Below are 20,137 nucleotides of genomic sequence, written 5' to 3' on the forward strand. Positions count from 1 at the left end.
TTTAAATTTACCACTTTTTAACAATGGTTATTTTAAGAAAAGCCAGACCTTAGCCCAGCTTTTCTTTTTACTTACAATCCTAGTACCGTACGAGATTCGCTGGCGATTTGGAATTCTTCGTCTGTTGGGATAACCCATAGCTCAACAGCAGAACCTTCAGCATGGAAGCTACCCTCTGCCCCACGGAACAGCTCGGCATTTTTGGCGGTGTCAATTTGCACGCCCAAATGCTTTAAGTGGCTCACAATCTTAGCACGCATGTCCGCACCATTCTCGCCCACACCGCCTGTAAAGGCAATGCCCGTCAATACTGGCAAACCTGCGGTCAAGCTAAGCAAGTATTTGGCAACACGGTAAGCAAACATATCAAGGGCGAGCGTGGCATCAGCATTACCCTCTTTGTCGGCTTGTTCTAGGTTACGCATGTCGTTAGACACGCCCGACACGCCCAACAGACCGCTCTTTTTGTTAAGCAAAGTATCAATCTCTTGGATAGACAGACCCAAAGTGCGGTGCAAATGCAAGTGAATGCTTGGGTCAATGTCGCCTGAGCGAGTACCCATCATCAGGCCTTCGAGCGGGGTCAGACCCATAGATGTATCTAGACTTTGACCGTCATATACTGCTGTTGCCGAACAGCCGTTGCCTAGGTGAGCCACAAGCCAACCTGTCTTGCCATCTTGACCGCTTAGCGTGTTGGCACGGTTTGAGACGTAGTTGTGCGATGTACCATGAAAGCCATAACGACGGATTTGGTGTTCGGTGTACAGCTCTTTTGGAATGGCGTAGCGGTAAGCGTGTGCAGGCATGGTTTGGTGGAATGCCGTGTCAAAAATCGCCACTTGGGGCAGGTCAGGATAAATGGCGTTAATCGCCTTAATGCCAGACGCATTCGCAGGATTGTGAAGTGGAGCAAGGCTTGCCAGCTCTTCGATGGTTGCTAGCACTTCTGGGGTAATGACAGTTGCTGATTTGAATTTGTCGCCACCGTGTACCACACGATGACCCACCGCCACAGGCTTATGCTCGGCAATAAGCTCACCTAGGATGATTTGCAAGGCTTCGGTATGAGCCCCTGAATTTGGGATATTGATTTCTACTTTTGAGCCGTCTAGGTTTTTGTGCTTGATACGGGCATCAGGATTGCCCAACGCTTCGGCAAGGCCCTCAATGCGAGTGTTACCATCTTCGCTGATAAGGGCGTATTTGATGGATGATGAGCCACAGTTTAGCACTAAGGTGGGATTGGTTAGAGACATAAGCTTTCCTTATTGGAATGAAAAAGATACAGCGATGATTATAACACAAAATGGGCTTTGACAAAAGCATGATTTGCCAAAACGCCATACATTCACGCATTGCAAAGTGGTCAGCTTTGGTTTAGAGTAAGACACGTTTTTATCATATTTATCACACATCATGACCGCATACAGCGAATTTACCGCTTTTATCTTAGACCAATTAGCCCCGCCCCCATCACCGTCAAGCGAATGTTTGAGGTAGGTTGCCTTTTTAAACGTGGCAAAATGTTTGGCATTGTCGCTGATGACACGCTTTATCTAAAAGCCGGTGATGACAACCGCCAAGTCTTTATTAAATTTCTTTGCAAACTAAAAATAAACCCTTATAAACACTGGGTTTGAAGTTTTTAAAAATCTATAAAAATCAGGGCTTGGAAAGAAGTCTATTGATGAAGGGTGTGAAAAATTTACCTATTGGACAAGCCGAGCAGGCGTTAAAAAACAAGTCGAATTGGGCTATTATCAGCTTCCTGAATTTGCCTTAGATGATACTGATGAGCTGTGCCGTTGGGCAGGGTTGGGGATGGGAGGGGATGAGCCACAAAGTCAAATGCACGCCCACAATCATCAAAAATGACTTATGTTTGGTATTTTATTTAAAAATAATACTTGACTTATTTCACAAAAAAAGTTAGGAAAATTGGCAAAAATATGGCATAATAGGCACTAATTTTGGGTTATCTGTGAACGGCTGTCATACCCAAAACAACATATTCCCCTGCAAAGCGAACTTGCATTTACAATCACCAAACTCGGAGTTTTTATGTCAAAACCGACCATTGTTTATACCTATACCGATGAAGCCCCTGCTCTTGCCACGCACTCTTTACTGCCGATTATCCAAGCCTTTACCAAAAGCTCAGGCATTGACATCACCACCAGCGACATCTCTTTGGCAAGCCGTGTCCTATCTCAATTCCCAGAATATCTAAAACCTGAACAACAACGTGAAGACAGCCTAGCCAAATTGGGCGAACTCGTCACCAAGCCTGACGCTAACGTCATCAAATTGCCTAACATCTCAGCGTCCATGCCACAGCTTTTAGCAACCATCAAAGAGCTACAAGATGACGGCTATGCGGTGCCTGACTATCCTGCCGAACCCCAAGACGACAAAGAACGTGACATCCAAGCCCGTTATGACCGTGTCAAAGGCTCAGCGGTAAACCCTGTACTTCGTGAAGGTAACTCTGACCGCCGTGCCCCCAAAGCGGTGAAAAACTTCGCCAAAAAATTTCCGCACTCAATGGGTGAATGGTCAGCCGACAGCAAAACGCACGTCTCCACCATGAGCGATAACGACTTTTTCCACAACGAAAAAGCCATCACTCTTGACAAAGCCACCACCGTTCACATCGTCTTTACTGACAAAGACGGCAACAGCAAAGAATTGCGTAAACCCCTACCGCTACTTGCTGGCGAAATTTTGGACGCCACCGTGCTAAACAAAAAAGCATTGGTCAAGTTCCTAGACGAACAAGTCGCTGACGCCAAAGAAAAAGGCGTACTATACAGCCTGCACATGAAAGCCACGATGATGAAAGTGTCCGACCCCATCATCTTTGGTCATGCGGTCAAGTCATTCTTTAAACCTGTCTTTGACAAATACGGCAAAGAGCTAGAAAATGCTGGCGTGAATGTCAATAACGGTTTTGGTGATTTGCTTGCCAAGCTTGACAACCTTGACCCTGCGGTCAAAGCCGATGTTGAGAAACTCATCGATGAGACCTACGCCAACAACCCTGATGTGGCAATGGTTGATTCTGACAAAGGCATCACCAACCTGCACGTTCCAAGTGACATCATCATTGATGCTTCTATCCCTGCCATGGTGCGTAGCTCTGGCAAGATGTGGAACAAGAATGGTGAACTGCAAGACACCAAAATCATCATTCCTGACAGCACTTATGCCCCTCTATATGAAGCTGTGGTTGAGTTCTGTAAAGAACATGGTGCCTTTGACCCAACCACGATGGGTACTGTGCCAAACGTGGGTCTGATGGCTCAAAAAGCCGAAGAATACGGCTCACATGATAAGACTTTTGAGATTGAATCAGACGGTAAAGTTGAAGTCAAAGACCAAGACGGCAATGTCCTACTGTCTCATGACGTTGAAGCAGGCGACATTTGGCGTGCTTGCCAAACCAAAGACGCCCCCGTCAAGGACTGGGTTGCTTTGGCGGTCAATCGTGCCAGACTGTCTAACACGCCTGCGGTCTTTTGGCTTAACGAAAAACGTGCTCACAGTGCCGAGGTCATCAAAAAAGTCAATGCTTATCTTGCCGAGCTTGACACTGACGGTCTAGAAGTTCACATTCTACCACTTGTCGCCGCTGCTAACTTCACCCTAGAACGCCTAGTGGCTGGCAAAGACACCATCAGCGTAACTGGTAACGTCATGCGTGACTACCTAACCGACCTATTCCCCATCATGGAGCTGGGTACATCTGCCAAAATGCTCTCTATCGTGCCACTCATGAATGGCGGCGGTATGTTTGAGACTGGGGCGGGCGGCAGCGCACCGAAACACGTTCAGCAGTTTAATAAAGAAAACTACCTGCGTTGGGACAGCTTGGGCGAGTTCTTGGCATTGGCGGTATCGCTTGAACACCTAGCTCAAAAAACAAACAACCAAAAAGCCCAAATCCTAGCCGATGCCCTAGACAAAGCCACCGAAGAGCTGCTGATGAACGATAAGTCGCCACAGCGTAAACTGGGCTCTATCGACAACCGTGGAAGCCACTTCTACCTTGCCAAATATTGGGCAGAAGCCTTGTCTGAACAAACAGACGACAAAGCCCTAGCCGATGAGTTCGCTCCCATTGCCAAAGCATTGAACGAGCAAGAAGAAACCATCGTGAGCGAGCTAAATGGCGTACAAGGCGAGGCCGTTGAGACCGAAGGCTACTATTTTGCCAACCGTGATTTGCTTGACAAAGCCATGCGTCCAAGTGCTACCTTTAACGACATCATCGCCAAATTGGGCTAATAAGCCTATCAAAAGCGTGATGTTAAAGATGATAAAATGCCGTCCTAGGATGGCATTTTTATTTGTTGCAAATTGTAATGATGGTTGCACCCCTGTACAAATTTGATATACTGACCATCATTTAACTTATTACCACTTATCATCATTTACCGTTATTTATCATGAATCACACCACTGTCATCATTATTATTACTGTCGCTGTCAGCCTTATGGCATGGCAAAACAAAACGTTTCTTGGTAGGCTCATCTTCGACCCCATCTCCATCACTCGCCATAAGCAATACGACCGTTTTTTGACCAGTGGCTTTGTACATGGAGACGGCATGCACCTGCTGTTTAACATGATTACGCTATACTTTTTTGGGCGAACCATGGAGCGGTTTTATATTCATGAGCTAGGAGTGTTAGGCTTTGTGGGCTTTTATACCCTTGCCATCATCGCTTCTAGCATTCCTGACTACATCCGCCACAAGAACAACCCACGCTTTGCCAGTCTTGGGGCGTCAGGCGGTGTATCAGCGGTGTTATTTGCCTTTATTCTGCTAGCACCATGGCAGACCATTTACCTATTCTTTATCCCCATTCCTGCGATTATTTTTGCCATTGGCTACATCAGTTATAGCATTTGGGCGGACAGACGTGGTACAGGACGGATTAACCATCTTGCTCACCTATCAGGAGCGGCATTTGGCGTGATTGCCACCATCATCATCAAACCTGCCATTGTGATACATTTTATCAACGCTTTGTTAAGCCCTGCTTTTTTAAGGTGATTTAAAAACACCCATCACAAAACAGTTTTGTCAAAATCCATCAAATTCACTACAATAACCTGATTTCAATCAAGGGTTGCACCATGTTAAATATGCAAGAAGCTGTCAAAAAAGCCAAATTCTACGCCAAAGAGCTGTATGCTGATGAAGACATCAAAGATTTAAGTCTAGAAGAGATTCATTTTGACGACCAACATGATAACTGGAAAGTTACTTTGGGTTATAATACCAAACGCCACAAAATTGAGAGTAACGCCAGATATCGCACCAATCTTGCCATGGACTATTTTGCCAATCTCAATGCCGAAAAAGGCGAACGACTAGAAATGATTCAAGAATACAAAATCTTTGAAATAAACGCCCATGATGGCAAACTTATCACAATGATGATAAGACCACTTTAAAGTCATCATGCACTTTTATGCCAATTCCACCCATGTGGCGTTATTAGACACCAACTTATTGACCGTCTTATTGGTTGGTCAATTGGGTGTGGGCTATATTGAGAAAAACAAAAAGACAAGTCAATATACGAGCGATGATTTTATTTTATTAAACGACCTACTCAGCCAATTTAAAGATATTATTACCACGCCCCATATTTTGGCTAAAACAGTTAATTTAATTGATTGGGTGCAAGGCGAACACAGGCAGATTTTGTTTGCTTATTTGGCGGATTTTATTAGCCAAAAACAAAAAATATATTTATCCGCCAAAGACATCATAAAAAGCCCTGCTTTTATTCATTTAGGCTTAACCGATGGTGCGATTTTTGAGCTAGCAAAGGATACCCACACAGTTTTGATTACCGCAGATTTGCCTTTATATGCTTTTGGAGTGAATCACGGCATCAAAACCATAAATTTCAATCACATTCAAGACCGTCATTTTCAATAAAAAACAGACAACTTTTCATTGTCTGTTTTTTGTTTAAAGGCTTTAAAGACTAAGTAAAAACTTAGAAAAACCCCATTGCCTTAGGCGAATAGCTGACAAGCAAATTCTTGGTTTGCTGATAATGCTCTAACATCATCTTGTGGTTTTCACGCCCAATCCCTGATTTTTTGTAGCCACCAAAGGCAGCGTGGGCAGGATAGATGTGATAGCAGTTTGTCCACACACGCCCTGCCTGTATCGCACGCCCTGCACGGTAGGCAGTCGTGCCAGAACGAGACCACACGCCCGCACCCAAGCCGTACATGGTGTCATTGGCGATTTGCATGGCTTCATCAAAATCCTTAAAGGTCGTAACCGTCAAGACAGGACCAAAGATTTCATCACGGAACACCTGCATTTCATTGGTGCCTTTAAAGACAGTCGGCTCAATATAAAATCCACCGTATTCGTTCTCTTTACGCTCCCCGCCACCTGTCAAAAGCTCTGCCCCTTCTTTTTGACCGATGTCGATGTATTTTAGGATTTTGTCCTGCTGTTCTTGACTTGCCTGAGCCCCAATCATCGTCTCGGTATCAAGCGGATGTCCTGTTTTGATGTTTTTAACCCGTTCAATGGCACGCTTGATAAACTCATCAGCGATACTCTCATGCACCAACGCACGAGACGGACAGGTACATACTTCGCCTTGGTTTAGGGCGAACATGGCAAAGCCTTCTAGGGCTTTGTCCAAAAACTCATCATCTTTGTCCATGACATCGGCAAAGAATATGTTGGGCGATTTACCACCTAGCTCCAAGGTTACAGGAATGATGTTTTCGGTCGCATATTGCATGATGTATTGACCGACTTCGGTCGAGCCTGTAAAGGCGATTTTGCTAATGCGTGGGTTCGTGGCAAGCGGTTTACCCACCTTTAAGCCGTCCCCATTGACGATGTTTAGCACGCCTTTTGGCAAGATGTCTTCGATGAGCTCAATAAGCACAAGGATACTCACAGGCGTTTGCTCGGCAGGTTTTAGCACGATACAGTTGCCTGCTGCCAGTGCAGGGGCGATTTTCCATGCCGCCATAAGAATGGGGAAATTCCAAGGAATGATTTGCCCAACCACGCCCAACGGTTCATGAAAATGATAAGCCACCGTGTCATGGTCAATCTCGCTGATACCGCCTTCTTGGGCTCTAATGCACCCTGCAAAATAGCGAAAATGGTCAATGGCAAGGGGAATGTCCGCCGCCAACGTCTCACGCACAGGCTTGCCGTTCTCCCACGTCTCGGCAACGGCAAGCGTCTCCAAGTTCTCTTCTAGGCGGTCGGCGATTTTTAATAAGATATTGCTTCGCTCCATGGGGGATGTCTTACCCCAAGCGTCCTTGGCAAGGTGTGCGGCATCTAGGGCAAGCTCGATGTCTTCGCTCGTTGAGTCTGGCACTTTGGCAAAGGCTTTGCCGTCCACAGGCGAGATGTCGTCAAAATACTCGCCTTTGACAGGGGCAACCCATTCGCCACCGATGAAGTTTTCATATTGGGATTTGAAGTTGACTTTTGAGTCGTCTGTATTGGGATTGGCGTAACGCATACAATTTCCTTATAAACATGGTAAACGAAAAGCAAGGTGTATTAACCTGCGACTTGCACCTATCGGCTTGCCAATTTACTCAAGTACAAATTACCTAAGTACAAACCCGCCCAGGCTATTGGCATTGCCGATATGTACAGTTGTAAATTATCTTAAAATTGACCAAATTGCAAGGGCGAAATGTTGTTTGATTGTAAAAATGATTTTGTTAAATTTCTAAATTTCAGTATTGACAGAAATTATAAAAATATCTAAAATAATCATAAATTCTAACAAGGCAAAACACCATGAAACTCTCCCCCACCACCGAAAAATTTGTCCTGCATTGGGGCGAAATGGGCAGTAAATGGGGCGTAAACCGCACGGTCGCCCAAATTCATGCCCTATTATTCATCACAGCAAAGCCCATGAACGCCGAACAAATCGTAGATACGCTCGGGGTCGCCCGCTCCAACGTCTCCAACAGCATTAAGGAACTGCAAAGCCTAAATCTTGTGCAGACCACGCACATATTAGGCGACAGACGAGACTATTTTACCACTAACACTGATGTATGGGCTCTGGCTCGGGTTATCGTAGAAGAACGCTACAAAAGAGAGCTTGCCCCTACCGTGCAGTTTTTAGATGAACTCATGAATACGCCTGAATTTGAACTCGAAAATGAAGGGGTCAAACAACGCATTAAGGACACGCACGGCTTTGTGGATACGCTCACCACTTGGGCAAATGAAATGCTAAAACTCTCCACAAATACGCTCAATAAAATCCTAAAACTTGGGGCAACGGTGCAAAAATTTTTGAAATAAAAATAAGCGAACAATAGACATGGCAACCAAAAAAGAAATCTTAGCTTATGCCAAACAACATGGCTTTATTTATCCAAAAATAAAAGTGATTTTTGGGTTTGGATTGCTTGGCGGTATGATTGGCGGTATTATGTTTTGTTGCATTGGTTTTATGATAGAAACTACCTATGAACAAATAATAAACCACATAAGTCATAAAGGCATAATAAGTTTATTCTTAAAGTTACCATTTTATATACTTGGATTTGCTTTTCTTGGTGCTTGGGCGGGTGGCATTCCTGCTTTTTTGACAGGTATTTATTTATCATTTAAAAATTTTATCTTTATTGATAAAAAAGATTATGTCAAAATATTTGCCATTGGTTTTTTAATAACGTCAATTTTTGCTTTACTTATGGTGGTTTTTAGCAATCAACAACCGAATATGCAAATTACAATTTGGGATTTTTTTCTTATATCTTTTCCATTGGCTATCATTGGCGGAATATCAGCGATGATTTGTGGTAAATTATTTTTGCCAAAATTACCCAATAACTTTTAAATTTTTTTGCATTATTATTTCTGTTTTAACAGAAATTTCAAAAGGAAATATCATGAAACTCACCATGTTCTATGACAGCAGTTGCACCCTATGCCGTAGCGAAGCAATGTCTTTATGGCATCTGAGTGGTGGCGATATTATCATCATCAGCGTATCGGACGGTCAAGACGAGCTTGCCCAAGCAGGTATCAGCTACCAAGAAGCCATGACTCATCTGTGCGTCAAAGACGAATGGGGAGCTTGGTACAAAGGCATGGAAGCGGTGCGAGTGTTGTATAAAACGGCAAATATACGACTATTTGGCGTGGGGGCGTTTTGGTTATTTGATCTGCCTGTGATTTATGCCTTATTAAATATCGCCTATCCGTATTTTGCCAAACGCCGTCATTTAATCCCTGCCTATTTGGTAAAATGGTGGTATGGAGCGGTTTATGATGTAAAATTAAATAAAATCAATGGCTTATGCGATACTGGCAACTGTTATATTTATCCAAAACCTTAACGCCCAACGGCATTGAGGGCATCTCGTGCTAGGCTTTTATCCAATTCTATTTTTAGCCAAAGATTGGGTAATGGGTTATCACAAACACGGGCATTATAAGTTTGTCGTTGGCTTAATAGACGTTTCATTTTTTGGCGTTTGCGTTTTAGAACGGACGGTTTTTCATAACAGCCCAAACGTTTTTTATACCAACGCCTTGCTTTATCATAATAGACCTTTTAATGAAAGGCGGTTAAGGCATTATCAAGAGTCTCAAAATCTTGGGGGGGTAAATGGTTGTCAAAGTAGGTATTTTTAGACTTATGTTTGTCTTTTAGAAAGATTTATCATAGCAAAATTTTATCACATTAACAATCATCATCTATTAAAAATAAAGGCATTTTATGAAAATACCCAATTATATCTATCACGCCCTTGCCTTATTATGGCTATATAGCGGTATCGTTCCCATAGTTTTTAATCATTCATCATCGCTTGATTTATTACAAAGTATGGGATTTTATGGCGTGATTGGTAATGTGTTATTTATCGGAGCCAGTAGCATTGATGTGTTATTTGCCCTACTTATCATGACCAAATACCGCACGCATTATCTGCTTTGGCTTGCCCAAATCATTATCATCATTGGCTATAATACATTGATTTTAACGCTTTTGCCAAAAACATTACTGATAGAACAATTGTTACACCCCTTTGGCAGTATGATAAAAACCCTACCCAGTTTGGCAATTGTGATATTTTTATATGAGTATCACAAACCCAAAATAAGTTAGGGCACGCCTTACTATTTTTTTATTAAATTTTTTCTGTTTTTACAGAAATTATGGTAGACTAAGGAAAAACCATGAGCGACTTTACCCTATATCAACTCATCAAAACCTTGCATATCTTATCCGCCATGATAATTTTAGGCACAGGCTTTGGCACGGCATTTTATCTGTTCGTAACCAATCGCAGTGGCTGTGTCCCTGCCCAATCGGTCGTCAGCCATTGGGTGTGTCGGGCGGATTTTTGGTTTACCACCCCTGCGGTGTTTTTTCAGTTTTTCTCGGGGCTGTGGCTCATGAACGCCCTAAGCATGCCATTTTCTGCCACTTGGATTTGGGCAAGTCTTTTGCTGTTTTTCTTTTCGGGGGCGTGCTGGCTTCCTGTGGTCGTGTGGCAACTAAAAATGCGAGACATCGCCAAACAATCGCACGACAATGGCGACACCGCCCTACCCCAATCCTATTGGAATTATGCCAAAAAATGGGAATTGGCAGGCTATCCTGCATTTTTGGCGGTATTGGGGATTGTGTTTTTCATGGTATTTAAGCCGATGTAGGAGTTATTATGAATCAGGTAACTTATCCCACAAACAAAATACTATACACCTATGCTATCTTGAGTGGTCTGGTGGGTGGCGTAATAATTGGTTTATTTGCATTGGTGGGCGAACCAGACGGCATTAAAGTCATTCCAGCATATATTGATGCCGTGTTATTCATAGGTTTTATCGGGATATTTGTTGGGTTTATTCCTGCAACTGCCACAGGATATTTGATTACTAAATTTAAACTTTATAAAAATTTTAGGCATTTTATCAGCATAAAACTAATAGGATTTATGATATCTGCCATATATGTATTCTTATTTATATTTTTTACAGGAGAATTATTATTGCAAGATATTTATTATATTTTAACCTTAATGGGTTTCATGGGATTATTGGGAGCATTATCAGCGTTCATTATTGGGTGGTTTGTATTACCGAAATCTGTGATAGAAAATAAGGAAAATTTATGAACATTTTAATTACTGGCGGTAGCGGTTTTTTGGGACGACAATTAACCCTAGTATTATTAAACTTAGGTCATCATATTATTTGGGTAAGCCAAAATCCTAATAGAATAACAATTTTGAATAATGTCAAAGTGATTGATTATAATGCCCTAAAAAATTTATCAATATCCATTGATGTCATCATCAATTTAGCAGGGGCAGGAATTGCTGATAAACGGTGGAGCAGTAAACAAAAAAGACGGCTTTTTGATAGTAGAATAAACCCCACTTTAGCGATATTAAACTTTATCACAAACAATCCCACATCATTATTGATAAGCGGGTCGGCGATTGGTTATTATGGCGTGTCGGACAATGCGACTTTTGATGAAAATTCATCGCCCATTTGTCAAGATTTTGCCAGCGAGCTTTGTCAAACTTGGGAGAATCTTGCCCTATCCACCACTGATATTTCCGCCACAAAAGTCGCTATCATTCGCACAGGCGTGGTACTAGACCCCAAAGGTGGTATAATGACTCGTCTACTACCTGCCTTTAAAATGGGGCTTGGCGGACGGCTTGGCGATGGCAAACAGATATTAAGTTTTATCAGTATGTCTGATTGGGTGCGTGCTGTGCTGTTTATCATTGCCAAAAATAAAAGCGATGATTTGCCCATTCACCAATTTTATAATCTGACAAGCCCCAATCCGATAACCAATGCCGACTTTACCAAAACGATTGGGCAATTATTAAATAAACCCACTTTATTTCATTTGCCATCTTGGTTTTTAAGATTATTGCTTGGTGAAATGGCAACTTTATTGATAGATGGACAAAAAGTTTTTTCCAATCAATTACTCTCTATGGGATTTGAATTTCAAGACAAAAATATTTATTTTTTGGAGAATAAATTATGATTAAAATGTATTATGATGACACTTGCCCCATTTGTCGCACCGAAGCCTATCATATCAAGAGCGATTATATCCACATCATTCCCATAAAAGACGGATTGTCAGAATTACAAAAGCATGTTATTGATGAATTAACCGCCATGACTTATTTATGTATATTAGATGATAATAATGTCATGCACACAGGCATAAAAGCAGTGCGACTTTTACACAAAACCGCCGACACAAAATTTAACAAACTACTTCTCTTGCCAATCATCAAGCCATTAAGTGCCATTATCTATCCTTTATTTGCAAAATATCGATATAAAATTCCCAAATGGCTTATCATAAAACTGTTTGGCAATGTGCAAGACATCAATGAATGTGATAATAGCATTTGTCAGTTACCACCAAAAGAGCGATTAAATCAACATAAAAAACCATGAATATTTTATTATTCGGTCATACAGGATTTATTGGCAAAAAGATTTATGATTTATTAAGCCAAAATCCCTTATATCATATCAAAACCCTATCATCAAAAACGCTTGATTTTAATTATCCAATCATACCGCCTGATTTATTTGATGATATTGATGTGGTGATTAATGCTGTTGGTGTGATGAGTGATGATACCGCCTTTATGGAAAACATTCATCATCACACGCCTGCCTGCCTTGCCACTATCGCCAAACAAAATGGCATAAAACATTGGCTCAATCTTTCAGCACTCGGGGCGGACAAGTATTCGCCCATTGCCTTTGTGGGTAGTAAGGGGCGTGGCGATAAGGCGTTATTGGCAGATGATGATTTTAGCGTAACGATCATTCGTCCGTCTTTGGTGTTTGGACAAGGCGGAGCAAGCATCAAGCTGTTTTTGAGACTTGCCAAACTACCGATTTGGGTTTTGCCAAATGGCGGTCATTTTATCATACAGCCTGTTCATATTGATGATGTGGCGTTAGGGTTTTTACATCTTTTATCTTTTCAAAAAAATGGAATAATAAATATGGTAGGCTCGCCCATTTTATTAAAATATTATTTACAGATACTAGCCAATAATTTTTATCAAAAACAGCCTATTTTTATCATCAATATTCCTTTATTTTTTGCTAAATTATTTTTACAAATGATTTATTTGATATACAAAAATCCGTTATTTTCTATGGATAATTTGACATTATTAGAAAATAGCCAAGTGGTTGATGAAAATGATTTTATAAAATTATTAGGGAAAAATACCCACAATTATCAGGATTTTAGGTTTTAATTTTAAAAATAATCCACGACAATCCTAAAACAAAAACAGACACCAATAATCCCGACATAAACATCAGCATAAAACCCTTAAAATATGGTATATAATAAAACCCTGCTATTATCGTTAAAATTTTTATCGCCGATAACGCCACCATAAATTCTATAAGAATGGTAAATTGTAATAAAATCCTACCCATTACCATATCATGTAATATCAGAATAAATGTCGGATAATGTGCTAAGACATATTTATCTATCATCACATAAATAGGCACAAATACTAATACGCCCAATATTAAACTTAATGTCTCTACCCAATGACTAAAATAACCCCCAAAAGACCCCAAGAATAAAAATCCAACGATTGCATTGGAGCATACCAGACCTGTCATTTTAACCAAATATTATTCATCTTTTATCCCCATTATTTTTTAAATAATCGCCAAATATCATTATCGCCATAATCACTGCCGTTAATATCGCCCCCACAAAGGACAATATCCCACCTGTTACCACCGTTAAGAAAAACGCCCCAAAAAAGATACCTATATTATACGTCCATAACCTAATTTCTAAAAAACCACCAAGAAACAATCCAAGAATAGCATTTAACCATACCAATACCGTCCATTTTGACCAAAGCTCGGTCATGTCATATTTTTGTGTCATAGTATGCCTTTTGTGTTGATAATTGGCATTATTATAATCACTCGCTCTTTGTATGATTGTGAAAAAATCATGGAAAATAACAAACCCTACAAAATTTTTCATGGTTTGCCAAATTTTTTTCATCTATTTTTTTACATTTATCCGCCAAAATGGGGTATAATTTTCCGCCAAATATCTAAGTAAAATTCAGATATTCTCGCCTTACGATGTAGAGTTTTGCTCATTCTGTCAAGCCTAGATTTGCCTTTTTGTTTTTTGGCAAATAATGAAAAGCCACCAGAATGTCGTAAGTTTTTTTAATCTATTTAAGTGATTTTTTATGAATTATCAATTATTTACATCAGAGTCCGTCTCCGAAGGACACCCTGATAAAATGGCAGATCAAATCTCAGATGCCATACTTGATGAGATTTTGACCCAAGACAAAAACGCTCGTGTGGCGTGCGAAACCCTAACCAAAACAGGGGCGGTTGTGCTTGCGGGCGAGATTACCACCACCGCCAACATTGATGTGGAAGCCATCGTCCGCCGTACGGTCAATAAAATCGGCTACAACCATAGCGATTTGGGCTTTGACGGGTCAAGCTGTGCGGTCATCAACATGATTGGCAAGCAGTCGCCCGAGATTGCCCAAGGCGTGGACAGAAGCCACCCCGAAGAGCAAGGGGCAGGCGACCAAGGCTTGATGTTTGGCTATGCATGCGTTGAGACAGACGTACTTATGCCCGCTCCCATTGCCCTATCACACCGCCTTATGGAACGCCAAGCCGAACTGCGTAAAAACGGCACGCTCTCATGGCTACGCCCAGACGCTAAGGCACAGGTAAGCCTACGCTATGATGACAATCATCGCCCACTGGCGGTAGATGCGTTGGTACTATCCACTCAGCATGACCCCGACATCAGTCAAGCCGACCTATATGAAGCGGTCATGGAAGAGATTATCAAACAAGTCATTCCTGCCGAACTGCTCCACGCAGGCACAAAATACCACATCAACCCAACAGGCAAATTCGTCATCGGCGGTCCTGTGGGGGACGCAGGTCTGACTGGGCGTAAAATCATCGTGGATACTTATGGCGGTATGGCTCGTCATGGGGGCGGTGCGTTTAGTGGCAAAGACCCGTCCAAAGTGGATAGAAGTGCCTCCTATGCAGGGCGTTATGTCGCCAAAAACATCGTGGCGGCAGGGCTTGCCGACCGCATTGAAGTGCAGGTGTCCTATGCCATTGGCGTGGCAGAGCCGACTTCTATCTCGGTCAATACCTTTAACACAGGCAATGTGTCTAATGATGAGATTATCCGCCTTATCCGCACCCATTTTGACCTACGCCCCTATGGTATCACTCGTATGCTGGACTTGCTACAACCCATGTACGAAATCACGGCAAGTTATGGGCATTTTGGGCGACATGGTACGGACAATGCCTTTACTTGGGAAAAAACCGATAAAGTAGAAGCGATTAAAGCGGATACGAATTGGTGATTTGCCAAAATATATCTAACAAATTTGATATTTACCGCAGGCTTTGTGGGGGCGTGTTGAACACGCCCTTGATGATATGGCGATTTATCGGACATGCTCAGCACGTCCCTACGCCCACATAATTATAAATTTGTGGTAATTTTAAAGTTCTTTATCCACAAAAGCCAGTCAAAAACTGGCTTTTGTTAATTTTTATCAAGCTTATGGAAAATTTATGTCAAACCTTAACGAACAAATGACCAACAACACCGCCGAATTACCCCAAGATGCCAATGCCTTTTTTGAGCGGGCGGACAGCGTGATTACCCTTGCCAACAGCCAATTATCGCCAAACTCCCACGCAGGGCAAGTGGCAGCGTCTTTGACTTATGCCGCTGCTCGTTTTGCGGTGTCAGCAGCGAGCATTGGTTTTGTCAAGGGGTCGGATTTTGTCAAAGAAAAAGCGGACATCATCGCTTTTTATACCGAGCAATACCAAAAAATGCTTAGCGATAATATCGATGATTATGCCGAGAATTTTGAGAAATACACAGGGATTAAAAAGTAGCGTTAATGATATTTTAAAACCAATGGTATCTTAAAAAGATTGTTAGGGGCGGATATAATTATTCGCCCTTATGAGAGCATTTTAAATTACCCCAGACATAACCATGAGCGATAAAATTCCCCTGCCCCTAATCTTATATCCCAAAAAGCGAGTACATTGGGCATTGATTGTGTTTTATATTTTTTGGCGGTATTATTTGGTTTGGGATTTTGGGTTGCCAAAGATGAATTTTTTATCAGAATTTTATTTGGTGTTTTATTTTTGATTGCTTTGGGTTTTGCTTTTTATCAGTTTTTTAAAGTGGTCAGAGATGAGTCTTTCTTTGTTATTGATAAAGACCACCTTTCATTTTTTCACATCACACAGCAAGCAATTTATTTTAGGGACATTCAAGCCCACAACCAAGATGTTGGCATATTGGATTATCAAAGCTATCGTGATTTTAAATTTTGGTACATACAAATCCATAAAAATAATGATATACAACAAATATCTTTGAATGCCTATCGCCACAATCATTTACATCTTGATGAAAAACAGCTATTTGACCTAATCAATCAAGCCTATCAGGGTCGAGATGTTTTAATCATTCCTGCAACAAAAATAGAGATTTTTGACAGAGTCAATGTAGGCGGTTTATTGATGATTGTCTTTATGACAAGTATGCTATTATTGGCGATTATCATGGGAATTAAACACGCATGAGCAATAAAGTCCCCCTACCGATAGAGCTTTATCATTCCAATAAATTCCTGCTATTTTCTTTGGCTTTTGGCGGTGCGATGTTTTGGCTTGGGCGGACTGTTAGTGTGATTGCTGACGAATGGTTTATTATTGCCCTATCTATGGCACTGATGATTTTTGAGGCGTTGGTTATCTTGGCGTGTGTCATCTCGTTCATCAACTCCAAGCCCGTTTTGGTAATTGCCCGTTATCGCATTAGTGGCGGACATGAATTATTAAAAAGATTATTTAATAAAAATAACGCCATTGCTTTTAAAGACATTCGCTCGTTAGAATTGGATTATCATACTCATCAAGACGTGAAACATTGGCATACTGCTATCTTATTAAATACTGGCAAAAAATTACACCTGCCGATTAGAAGTATGAAATATGAAACAGTAATGATAAATGAAAAAGAAATCTTTCATCTTATCAATCAAGTTCATCAAGGCAACATACCGCCCACATTTGAAGATTTTGATATGGACATTCATGACCGAATGACAACATGGGGATTGTTTATGATTGGTTTTGTGGTGCTGATATTGGTTGTTGGTCATTTGATGAAATGACGGTAAAAACATGGTTAATTTTCGCTTGCCCCTATATCTATATCCTACCCAACGCTCCCTTGTGATACAGCTTTTTATTTTTGCCGTTTGTATCGGGGCGACTTATTGTTTTTGGTATGTGTTATCTGATGTTGGTAGTTGGTTTATCAATGGGGCTATTTTATTATCGGGCTTGTTTTGGTTATTTTTTCTGATTATCTTTTTAAAAAATTTAATCACCAAAAAACCCATGCTTATCATTGATAAAGATTATATCATTGGTCGGGGTATTTTTAATGATAAACTCATAGGGTTTGACGACATTGCGGATTTATCACTGCACATTCAAGCAAATCACCGTTTTGGATTTATGGTGTATCGCATGGATATAAGCTTAAAGACAGGCGATGATGAATTTTTGGTATTAAATACTTGCTGTTATGGACGAACACTCATCAACGAGAAAGAGATTTTTGCACTCATCAAACAAATTCCCGCCACGTTATGAGCCGTTTTATATCGGTAATGACGAACGCATGACATCAACCGCCAAAGTGTATTGGACGGTTATGGCGATTGGGGCGGTATGGGTTGCATACAAGATATATACGCTATAACAAAAATCCGCCCAACCTTGATTGAGCGGATTTTATCATCTTGCAAATTAGCTTTGATAAGTCTTTAACTTTGACGATAATTTGGAGCTTCTTTGGTAATCTGCACATCATGAACGTGCGACTCTTTCATGCCTGCCGATGTTACTTTGATAAACTCAGGTTTGGTGCGTAGCTCTTCGATAGTGGCACAGCCTGTATAGCCCATGGATGAACGCAGACCGCCCGCAAGCTGATTGATGATGCCTGTTACCGAGCCTTTGTATGGCACACGCCCTTCAATACCTTCTGGGACAAGTTTTTCCACGCCTTCTTTGGCATCTTGGAAATAGCGGTCAGACGAGCCATTTTGTCCGCTCATCGCCCCAAGCGACCCCATGCCACGATATGCCTTATAATAGCGACCTTGATACAGCTCCATCTCCCCAGGGGCTTCTTCTGTCCCTGCTAAGAGTCCGCCCACCATGATACAGCTTGCCCCTGCCGCCAGAGCCTTTGCCATGTCGCCAGAAAAACGAATGCCACCGTCAGCGATGAGCGGAATACGCTCTTGCAAGGCAGTCGCCACGTTGTCAATGGCACTAATCTGTGGCACGCCAATACCTGCGATGATACGAGTGGTACAGATAGAGCCAGGTCCAATGCCGACTTTGACAGCGTCCGCCCCAGCGTCTAGTAGGGCAAGAGCGGCATCGCCTGTGGCAATGTTACCGCCGATGACTTGGATATGGGGGTATTTTTTCTTGATAAAGGCGACTTTGTCAATCACGCCACGGCTATGACCGTGAGCGGTATCCACCACAATCACGTCCACGTTCGCTTCCACCAACGCTTCCACACGGGCTTCGGTGTCCGCCCCTGTACCAACTGCCGCCCCCACACGCAAGCGACCTTGGGCATCTTTGGCGGCGTTCGGGTTATTTTCGGCTTTGCTAAAATCATTGACAGTAATTAGCCCTTTTAGGCGAAATTCATCATCAATCACAATCACTTTTTCAATGCGGTGCGTGTGCAGTAAGCGTTTGATGCTCTCGGTAGATTCGCCTTCTTTGACGGTAACGAGCTTATCTTTTGGGGTCATCACATTTTTGACAGGTTGGTCAAGGTTGGTCTCAAAACGCAAATCACGGTGCGTTACAATCCCCACCACTTGACGGTTGTCGTCGACCACAGGCACGCCTGAGATGTGGTTTTCACGAGTAATGCGAAGTAGCTCGCCCACGCTTGTGTCAGGGCTTACGGTAATGGGGTCGGCAACCGTGCCTGCTTCAAACTTTTTGACATGGCGGACACGGCTGGCTTGACGAGCGATGTCCATATTTTTGTGGATAATACCCATACCGCCAAGCTGCGCCATGGCGATTGCCATTTTTGATTCGGTAACGGTATCCATCGCCGCCGATAGGATTGGCAAATTTAGGTTAATCTCACGAGTCAGGCGAGTGGATAGGCTCACATCTTTGGGTAACACTTCTGAATAAGCAGGTAGTAGCAGTACATCATCAAAGGTCAATGCTTCATAACTTAGTCTTAACATAACAGCCCCTTATGGCAAAAAATGAAAAAAATACACATCAAAAAACCGAAAAAGGCTAAGCAGTCATCTGCCTAGCCTTTGGATATACGGTTGCTTGTTCGTTTTAGCATTGTGTATCGGTTTGTGCGTGTAAAATTAGCGGTGCATTATACGCCAGATTATCCGATTTGGCAAATGTTTTTTGTAAATTATTAGATTAATCCATATTTATCAATGGGTTATAAAATAAAGTTGAGAGCAGGACGGTTTGTGATATAAAATACCCCAATGAACATACCAATCAATAGCTCAGCTCGGAGTGCTCATGAAATACCTTATCCTACTTTGTCCATTACTACTGACCGCCTGTGCGACGCCAACAGCGACCCCTGCCGAACCCATCGCCACCGACATCGCAGAGCCAGACTCATCCACCCTGCCAAAACTTGCCATGCCCACCAAGCACTGCACCATGGAATACATGCCTGTGTGTGCCACGCTTGAACAAAACGGACAACAGTTTACCAAGACCTTTGGCAATCGCTGTTCGGCTCACAGTTTTATTGATGAAGGGGTAACTGTCGTAGATGTGCGTGATGGCGACTGTGACCCAAGCAAACAAGCACTGATGAGATTCGGTCGTTGATAACAGAAATTTAATACAGGTTGAATGTCTCCCATCGCAAGCTCTGCCATATATGAATTTTATATAAATACGGAGAA

At 42.0% G+C, this 20,137-nt stretch carries 27 protein-coding genes; 22 read left to right on the top strand and 5 right to left on the bottom strand.

Translation table 11 applies throughout. The features are described from left to right. Positions 1-71: 71 nt before the first annotated feature. Positions 72-1,259 carry an acetate/propionate family kinase gene (locus B0182_RS02060; protein ID WP_078273352.1) on the bottom strand — a complete coding sequence of 396 codons (1,188 nt, stop codon included), beginning with the start codon at positions 1,257-1,259 and terminating at the stop codon, positions 72-74. A 99-nt stretch (positions 1,260-1,358) separates the two neighbouring features. Here B0182_RS02060 and B0182_RS15300 point away from each other — a divergent pair, with 99 nt between their 5' ends. The 6 genes from B0182_RS15300 to B0182_RS02090 all read left to right on the top strand — a co-directional run bounded on the left by B0182_RS15300 (position 1,359) and on the right by B0182_RS02090 (position 5,960). Continuing rightward, on the top strand, positions 1,359-1,643 hold the full coding sequence (locus B0182_RS15300; protein WP_143821642.1) for a TfoX/Sxy family protein: 285 nt from the start codon (positions 1,359-1,361) through the stop codon (positions 1,641-1,643). 109 nt (positions 1,644-1,752) lie between these two features. After that, positions 1,753-1,878: a TfoX/Sxy family protein gene (locus tag B0182_RS14740; RefSeq protein WP_162860357.1), complete on the top strand. Its 126-nt coding sequence runs from the start codon at positions 1,753-1,755 to the stop codon at positions 1,876-1,878. Positions 1,879-2,064: 186 nt separating this feature from the next. After that, a complete protein-coding gene (locus tag B0182_RS02075) occupies positions 2,065-4,290 on the top strand; it encodes an NADP-dependent isocitrate dehydrogenase (protein ID WP_078273355.1) in 2,226 nt (741 codons plus the stop codon). Positions 4,291-4,451: 161 nt separating this feature from the next. After that, complete coding sequence (locus tag B0182_RS02080) at positions 4,452-5,063, top strand: rhomboid family intramembrane serine protease (protein ID WP_078273356.1); 612 nt, start codon at positions 4,452-4,454, stop codon at positions 5,061-5,063. 83 nt (positions 5,064-5,146) lie between these two features. Further along, a complete protein-coding gene (locus tag B0182_RS02085; RefSeq protein WP_078273357.1) occupies positions 5,147-5,467 on the top strand; it encodes a hypothetical protein in 321 nt (106 codons plus the stop codon). A 7-nt stretch (positions 5,468-5,474) separates the two neighbouring features. Continuing rightward, entirely contained in the window at positions 5,475-5,960 is a 486-nt protein-coding gene (locus B0182_RS02090; protein WP_078273358.1) for a PIN domain-containing protein, read from the top strand. Positions 5,961-6,021: 61 nt separating this feature from the next. Here the strand turns inward: B0182_RS02090 and exaC are convergent, their stop codons facing one another. Further along, positions 6,022-7,536: an acetaldehyde dehydrogenase ExaC gene (gene exaC / locus B0182_RS02095; RefSeq protein WP_078273359.1), complete on the bottom strand. Its 1,515-nt coding sequence runs from the start codon at positions 7,534-7,536 to the stop codon at positions 6,022-6,024. Positions 7,537-7,823: 287 nt separating this feature from the next. Between exaC and B0182_RS02100 the strand changes: the two genes are divergently transcribed. Genes B0182_RS02100 through B0182_RS02110 form a run of 3 tightly spaced genes read left to right on the top strand, consistent with a single transcriptional unit; the run spans position 7,824 to position 9,385 of the window. Continuing rightward, positions 7,824-8,342, top strand: coding sequence for a GbsR/MarR family transcriptional regulator (locus B0182_RS02100; RefSeq protein ID WP_078273360.1), 519 nt, complete (start codon positions 7,824-7,826; stop codon positions 8,340-8,342). Between the two features lie 19 nt (positions 8,343-8,361). Next, the gene (locus B0182_RS02105; RefSeq protein ID WP_078273361.1) at positions 8,362-8,883 is read left to right on the top strand and encodes a hypothetical protein; all 522 of its coding nucleotides are present in this window, start codon (positions 8,362-8,364) and stop codon (positions 8,881-8,883) included. Positions 8,884-8,935: 52 nt separating this feature from the next. Continuing rightward, complete coding sequence (locus B0182_RS02110) at positions 8,936-9,385, top strand: thiol-disulfide oxidoreductase DCC family protein (RefSeq protein ID WP_078273362.1); 450 nt, start codon at positions 8,936-8,938, stop codon at positions 9,383-9,385. Here the strand turns inward: B0182_RS02110 and B0182_RS15075 are convergent. After that, the gene (locus B0182_RS15075) at positions 9,382-9,513 is read right to left on the bottom strand and encodes a hypothetical protein (protein ID WP_264676136.1); all 132 of its coding nucleotides are present in this window, start codon (positions 9,511-9,513) and stop codon (positions 9,382-9,384) included. The two genes, B0182_RS02110 and B0182_RS15075, sit on opposite strands and share 4 nt — an antisense overlap. 255 nt (positions 9,514-9,768) lie before the next feature. Here B0182_RS15075 and B0182_RS02115 point away from each other — a divergent pair, with 255 nt between their 5' ends. From B0182_RS02115 to B0182_RS02140, 6 genes are all read left to right on the top strand, one after another. Then, on the top strand, positions 9,769-10,158 hold the full coding sequence (locus B0182_RS02115; protein ID WP_078273363.1) for a DoxX-like family protein: 390 nt from the start codon (positions 9,769-9,771) through the stop codon (positions 10,156-10,158). Between the two features lie 71 nt (positions 10,159-10,229). Further along, positions 10,230-10,709: a DUF2269 family protein gene (locus B0182_RS02120; RefSeq protein WP_078273364.1), complete on the top strand. Its 480-nt coding sequence runs from the start codon at positions 10,230-10,232 to the stop codon at positions 10,707-10,709. Between the two features lie 8 nt (positions 10,710-10,717). After that, positions 10,718-11,170, top strand: a complete 453-nt coding sequence (locus B0182_RS02125) for a hypothetical protein (protein WP_078273365.1) — start codon at positions 10,718-10,720, stop codon at positions 11,168-11,170. Further along, the gene (locus tag B0182_RS02130; protein WP_078273366.1) at positions 11,167-12,066 is read left to right on the top strand and encodes a TIGR01777 family oxidoreductase; all 900 of its coding nucleotides are present in this window, start codon (positions 11,167-11,169) and stop codon (positions 12,064-12,066) included. The genes B0182_RS02125 and B0182_RS02130 overlap by 4 nt, the downstream gene beginning before the upstream one ends. Beyond that, positions 12,063-12,491: a DCC1-like thiol-disulfide oxidoreductase family protein gene (locus B0182_RS02135; RefSeq protein ID WP_078273367.1), complete on the top strand. Its 429-nt coding sequence runs from the start codon at positions 12,063-12,065 to the stop codon at positions 12,489-12,491. Before B0182_RS02130 ends, B0182_RS02135 begins: the two co-directional genes overlap by 4 nt. Then, positions 12,488-13,315 carry a Rossmann-fold NAD(P)-binding domain-containing protein gene (locus B0182_RS02140; protein WP_078273368.1) on the top strand — a complete coding sequence of 276 codons (828 nt, stop codon included), beginning with the start codon at positions 12,488-12,490 and terminating at the stop codon, positions 13,313-13,315. Before B0182_RS02135 ends, B0182_RS02140 begins: the two co-directional genes overlap by 4 nt. Positions 13,316-13,713: 398 nt before the next feature. Here B0182_RS02140 and B0182_RS02150 read toward each other — a convergent pair whose 3' ends face one another. Next, positions 13,714-14,076: a hypothetical protein gene (locus tag B0182_RS02150; RefSeq protein ID WP_078273370.1), complete on the bottom strand. Its 363-nt coding sequence runs from the start codon at positions 14,074-14,076 to the stop codon at positions 13,714-13,716. A 217-nt stretch (positions 14,077-14,293) separates the two neighbouring features. Between B0182_RS02150 and metK the strand changes: the two genes are divergently transcribed. The 6 genes from metK to B0182_RS14165 all read left to right on the top strand — a co-directional run bounded on the left by metK (position 14,294) and on the right by B0182_RS14165 (position 17,901). Continuing rightward, entirely contained in the window at positions 14,294-15,460 is a 1,167-nt protein-coding gene (gene metK / locus B0182_RS02155; protein WP_078273371.1) for a methionine adenosyltransferase, read from the top strand. Between the two features lie 214 nt (positions 15,461-15,674). Beyond that, positions 15,675-16,007 carry a DUF3144 domain-containing protein gene (locus tag B0182_RS02160; protein WP_078273372.1) on the top strand — a complete coding sequence of 111 codons (333 nt, stop codon included), beginning with the start codon at positions 15,675-15,677 and terminating at the stop codon, positions 16,005-16,007. 156 nt (positions 16,008-16,163) lie between these two features. Further along, positions 16,164-16,712, top strand: a complete 549-nt coding sequence (locus B0182_RS02165; protein ID WP_078273373.1) for a hypothetical protein — start codon at positions 16,164-16,166, stop codon at positions 16,710-16,712. Then, complete coding sequence (locus B0182_RS02170) at positions 16,709-17,305, top strand: hypothetical protein (protein ID WP_078273374.1); 597 nt, start codon at positions 16,709-16,711, stop codon at positions 17,303-17,305. Before B0182_RS02165 ends, B0182_RS02170 begins: the two co-directional genes overlap by 4 nt. 10 nt (positions 17,306-17,315) lie before the next feature. Beyond that, positions 17,316-17,792, top strand: a complete 477-nt coding sequence (locus B0182_RS02175) for a hypothetical protein (protein WP_078273375.1) — start codon at positions 17,316-17,318, stop codon at positions 17,790-17,792. After that, a complete protein-coding gene (locus B0182_RS14165) occupies positions 17,758-17,901 on the top strand; it encodes a hypothetical protein (RefSeq protein WP_158079598.1) in 144 nt (47 codons plus the stop codon). Before B0182_RS02175 ends, B0182_RS14165 begins: the two co-directional genes overlap by 35 nt. A gap of 64 nt (positions 17,902-17,965) precedes the next feature. On the opposite strand, the gene guaB is transcribed toward B0182_RS14165, so the two are convergent. Next, positions 17,966-19,435 (bottom strand): IMP dehydrogenase, encoded by a 1,470-nt coding sequence (gene guaB / locus B0182_RS02180; protein WP_078273376.1) that lies wholly within the window; start codon positions 19,433-19,435, stop codon positions 17,966-17,968. A 304-nt stretch (positions 19,436-19,739) separates the two neighbouring features. Here guaB and B0182_RS02185 point away from each other — a divergent pair, with 304 nt between their 5' ends. Further along, the gene (locus B0182_RS02185) at positions 19,740-20,060 is read left to right on the top strand and encodes a hypothetical protein (RefSeq protein ID WP_078273377.1); all 321 of its coding nucleotides are present in this window, start codon (positions 19,740-19,742) and stop codon (positions 20,058-20,060) included. The last annotated feature ends 77 nt before the right edge of the window (positions 20,061-20,137 follow it).

It is taken from the genome of Moraxella bovis (assembly GCF_002014975.1).
Classification (GTDB): Bacteria; Pseudomonadota; Gammaproteobacteria; order Pseudomonadales; family Moraxellaceae; genus Moraxella; species Moraxella bovis.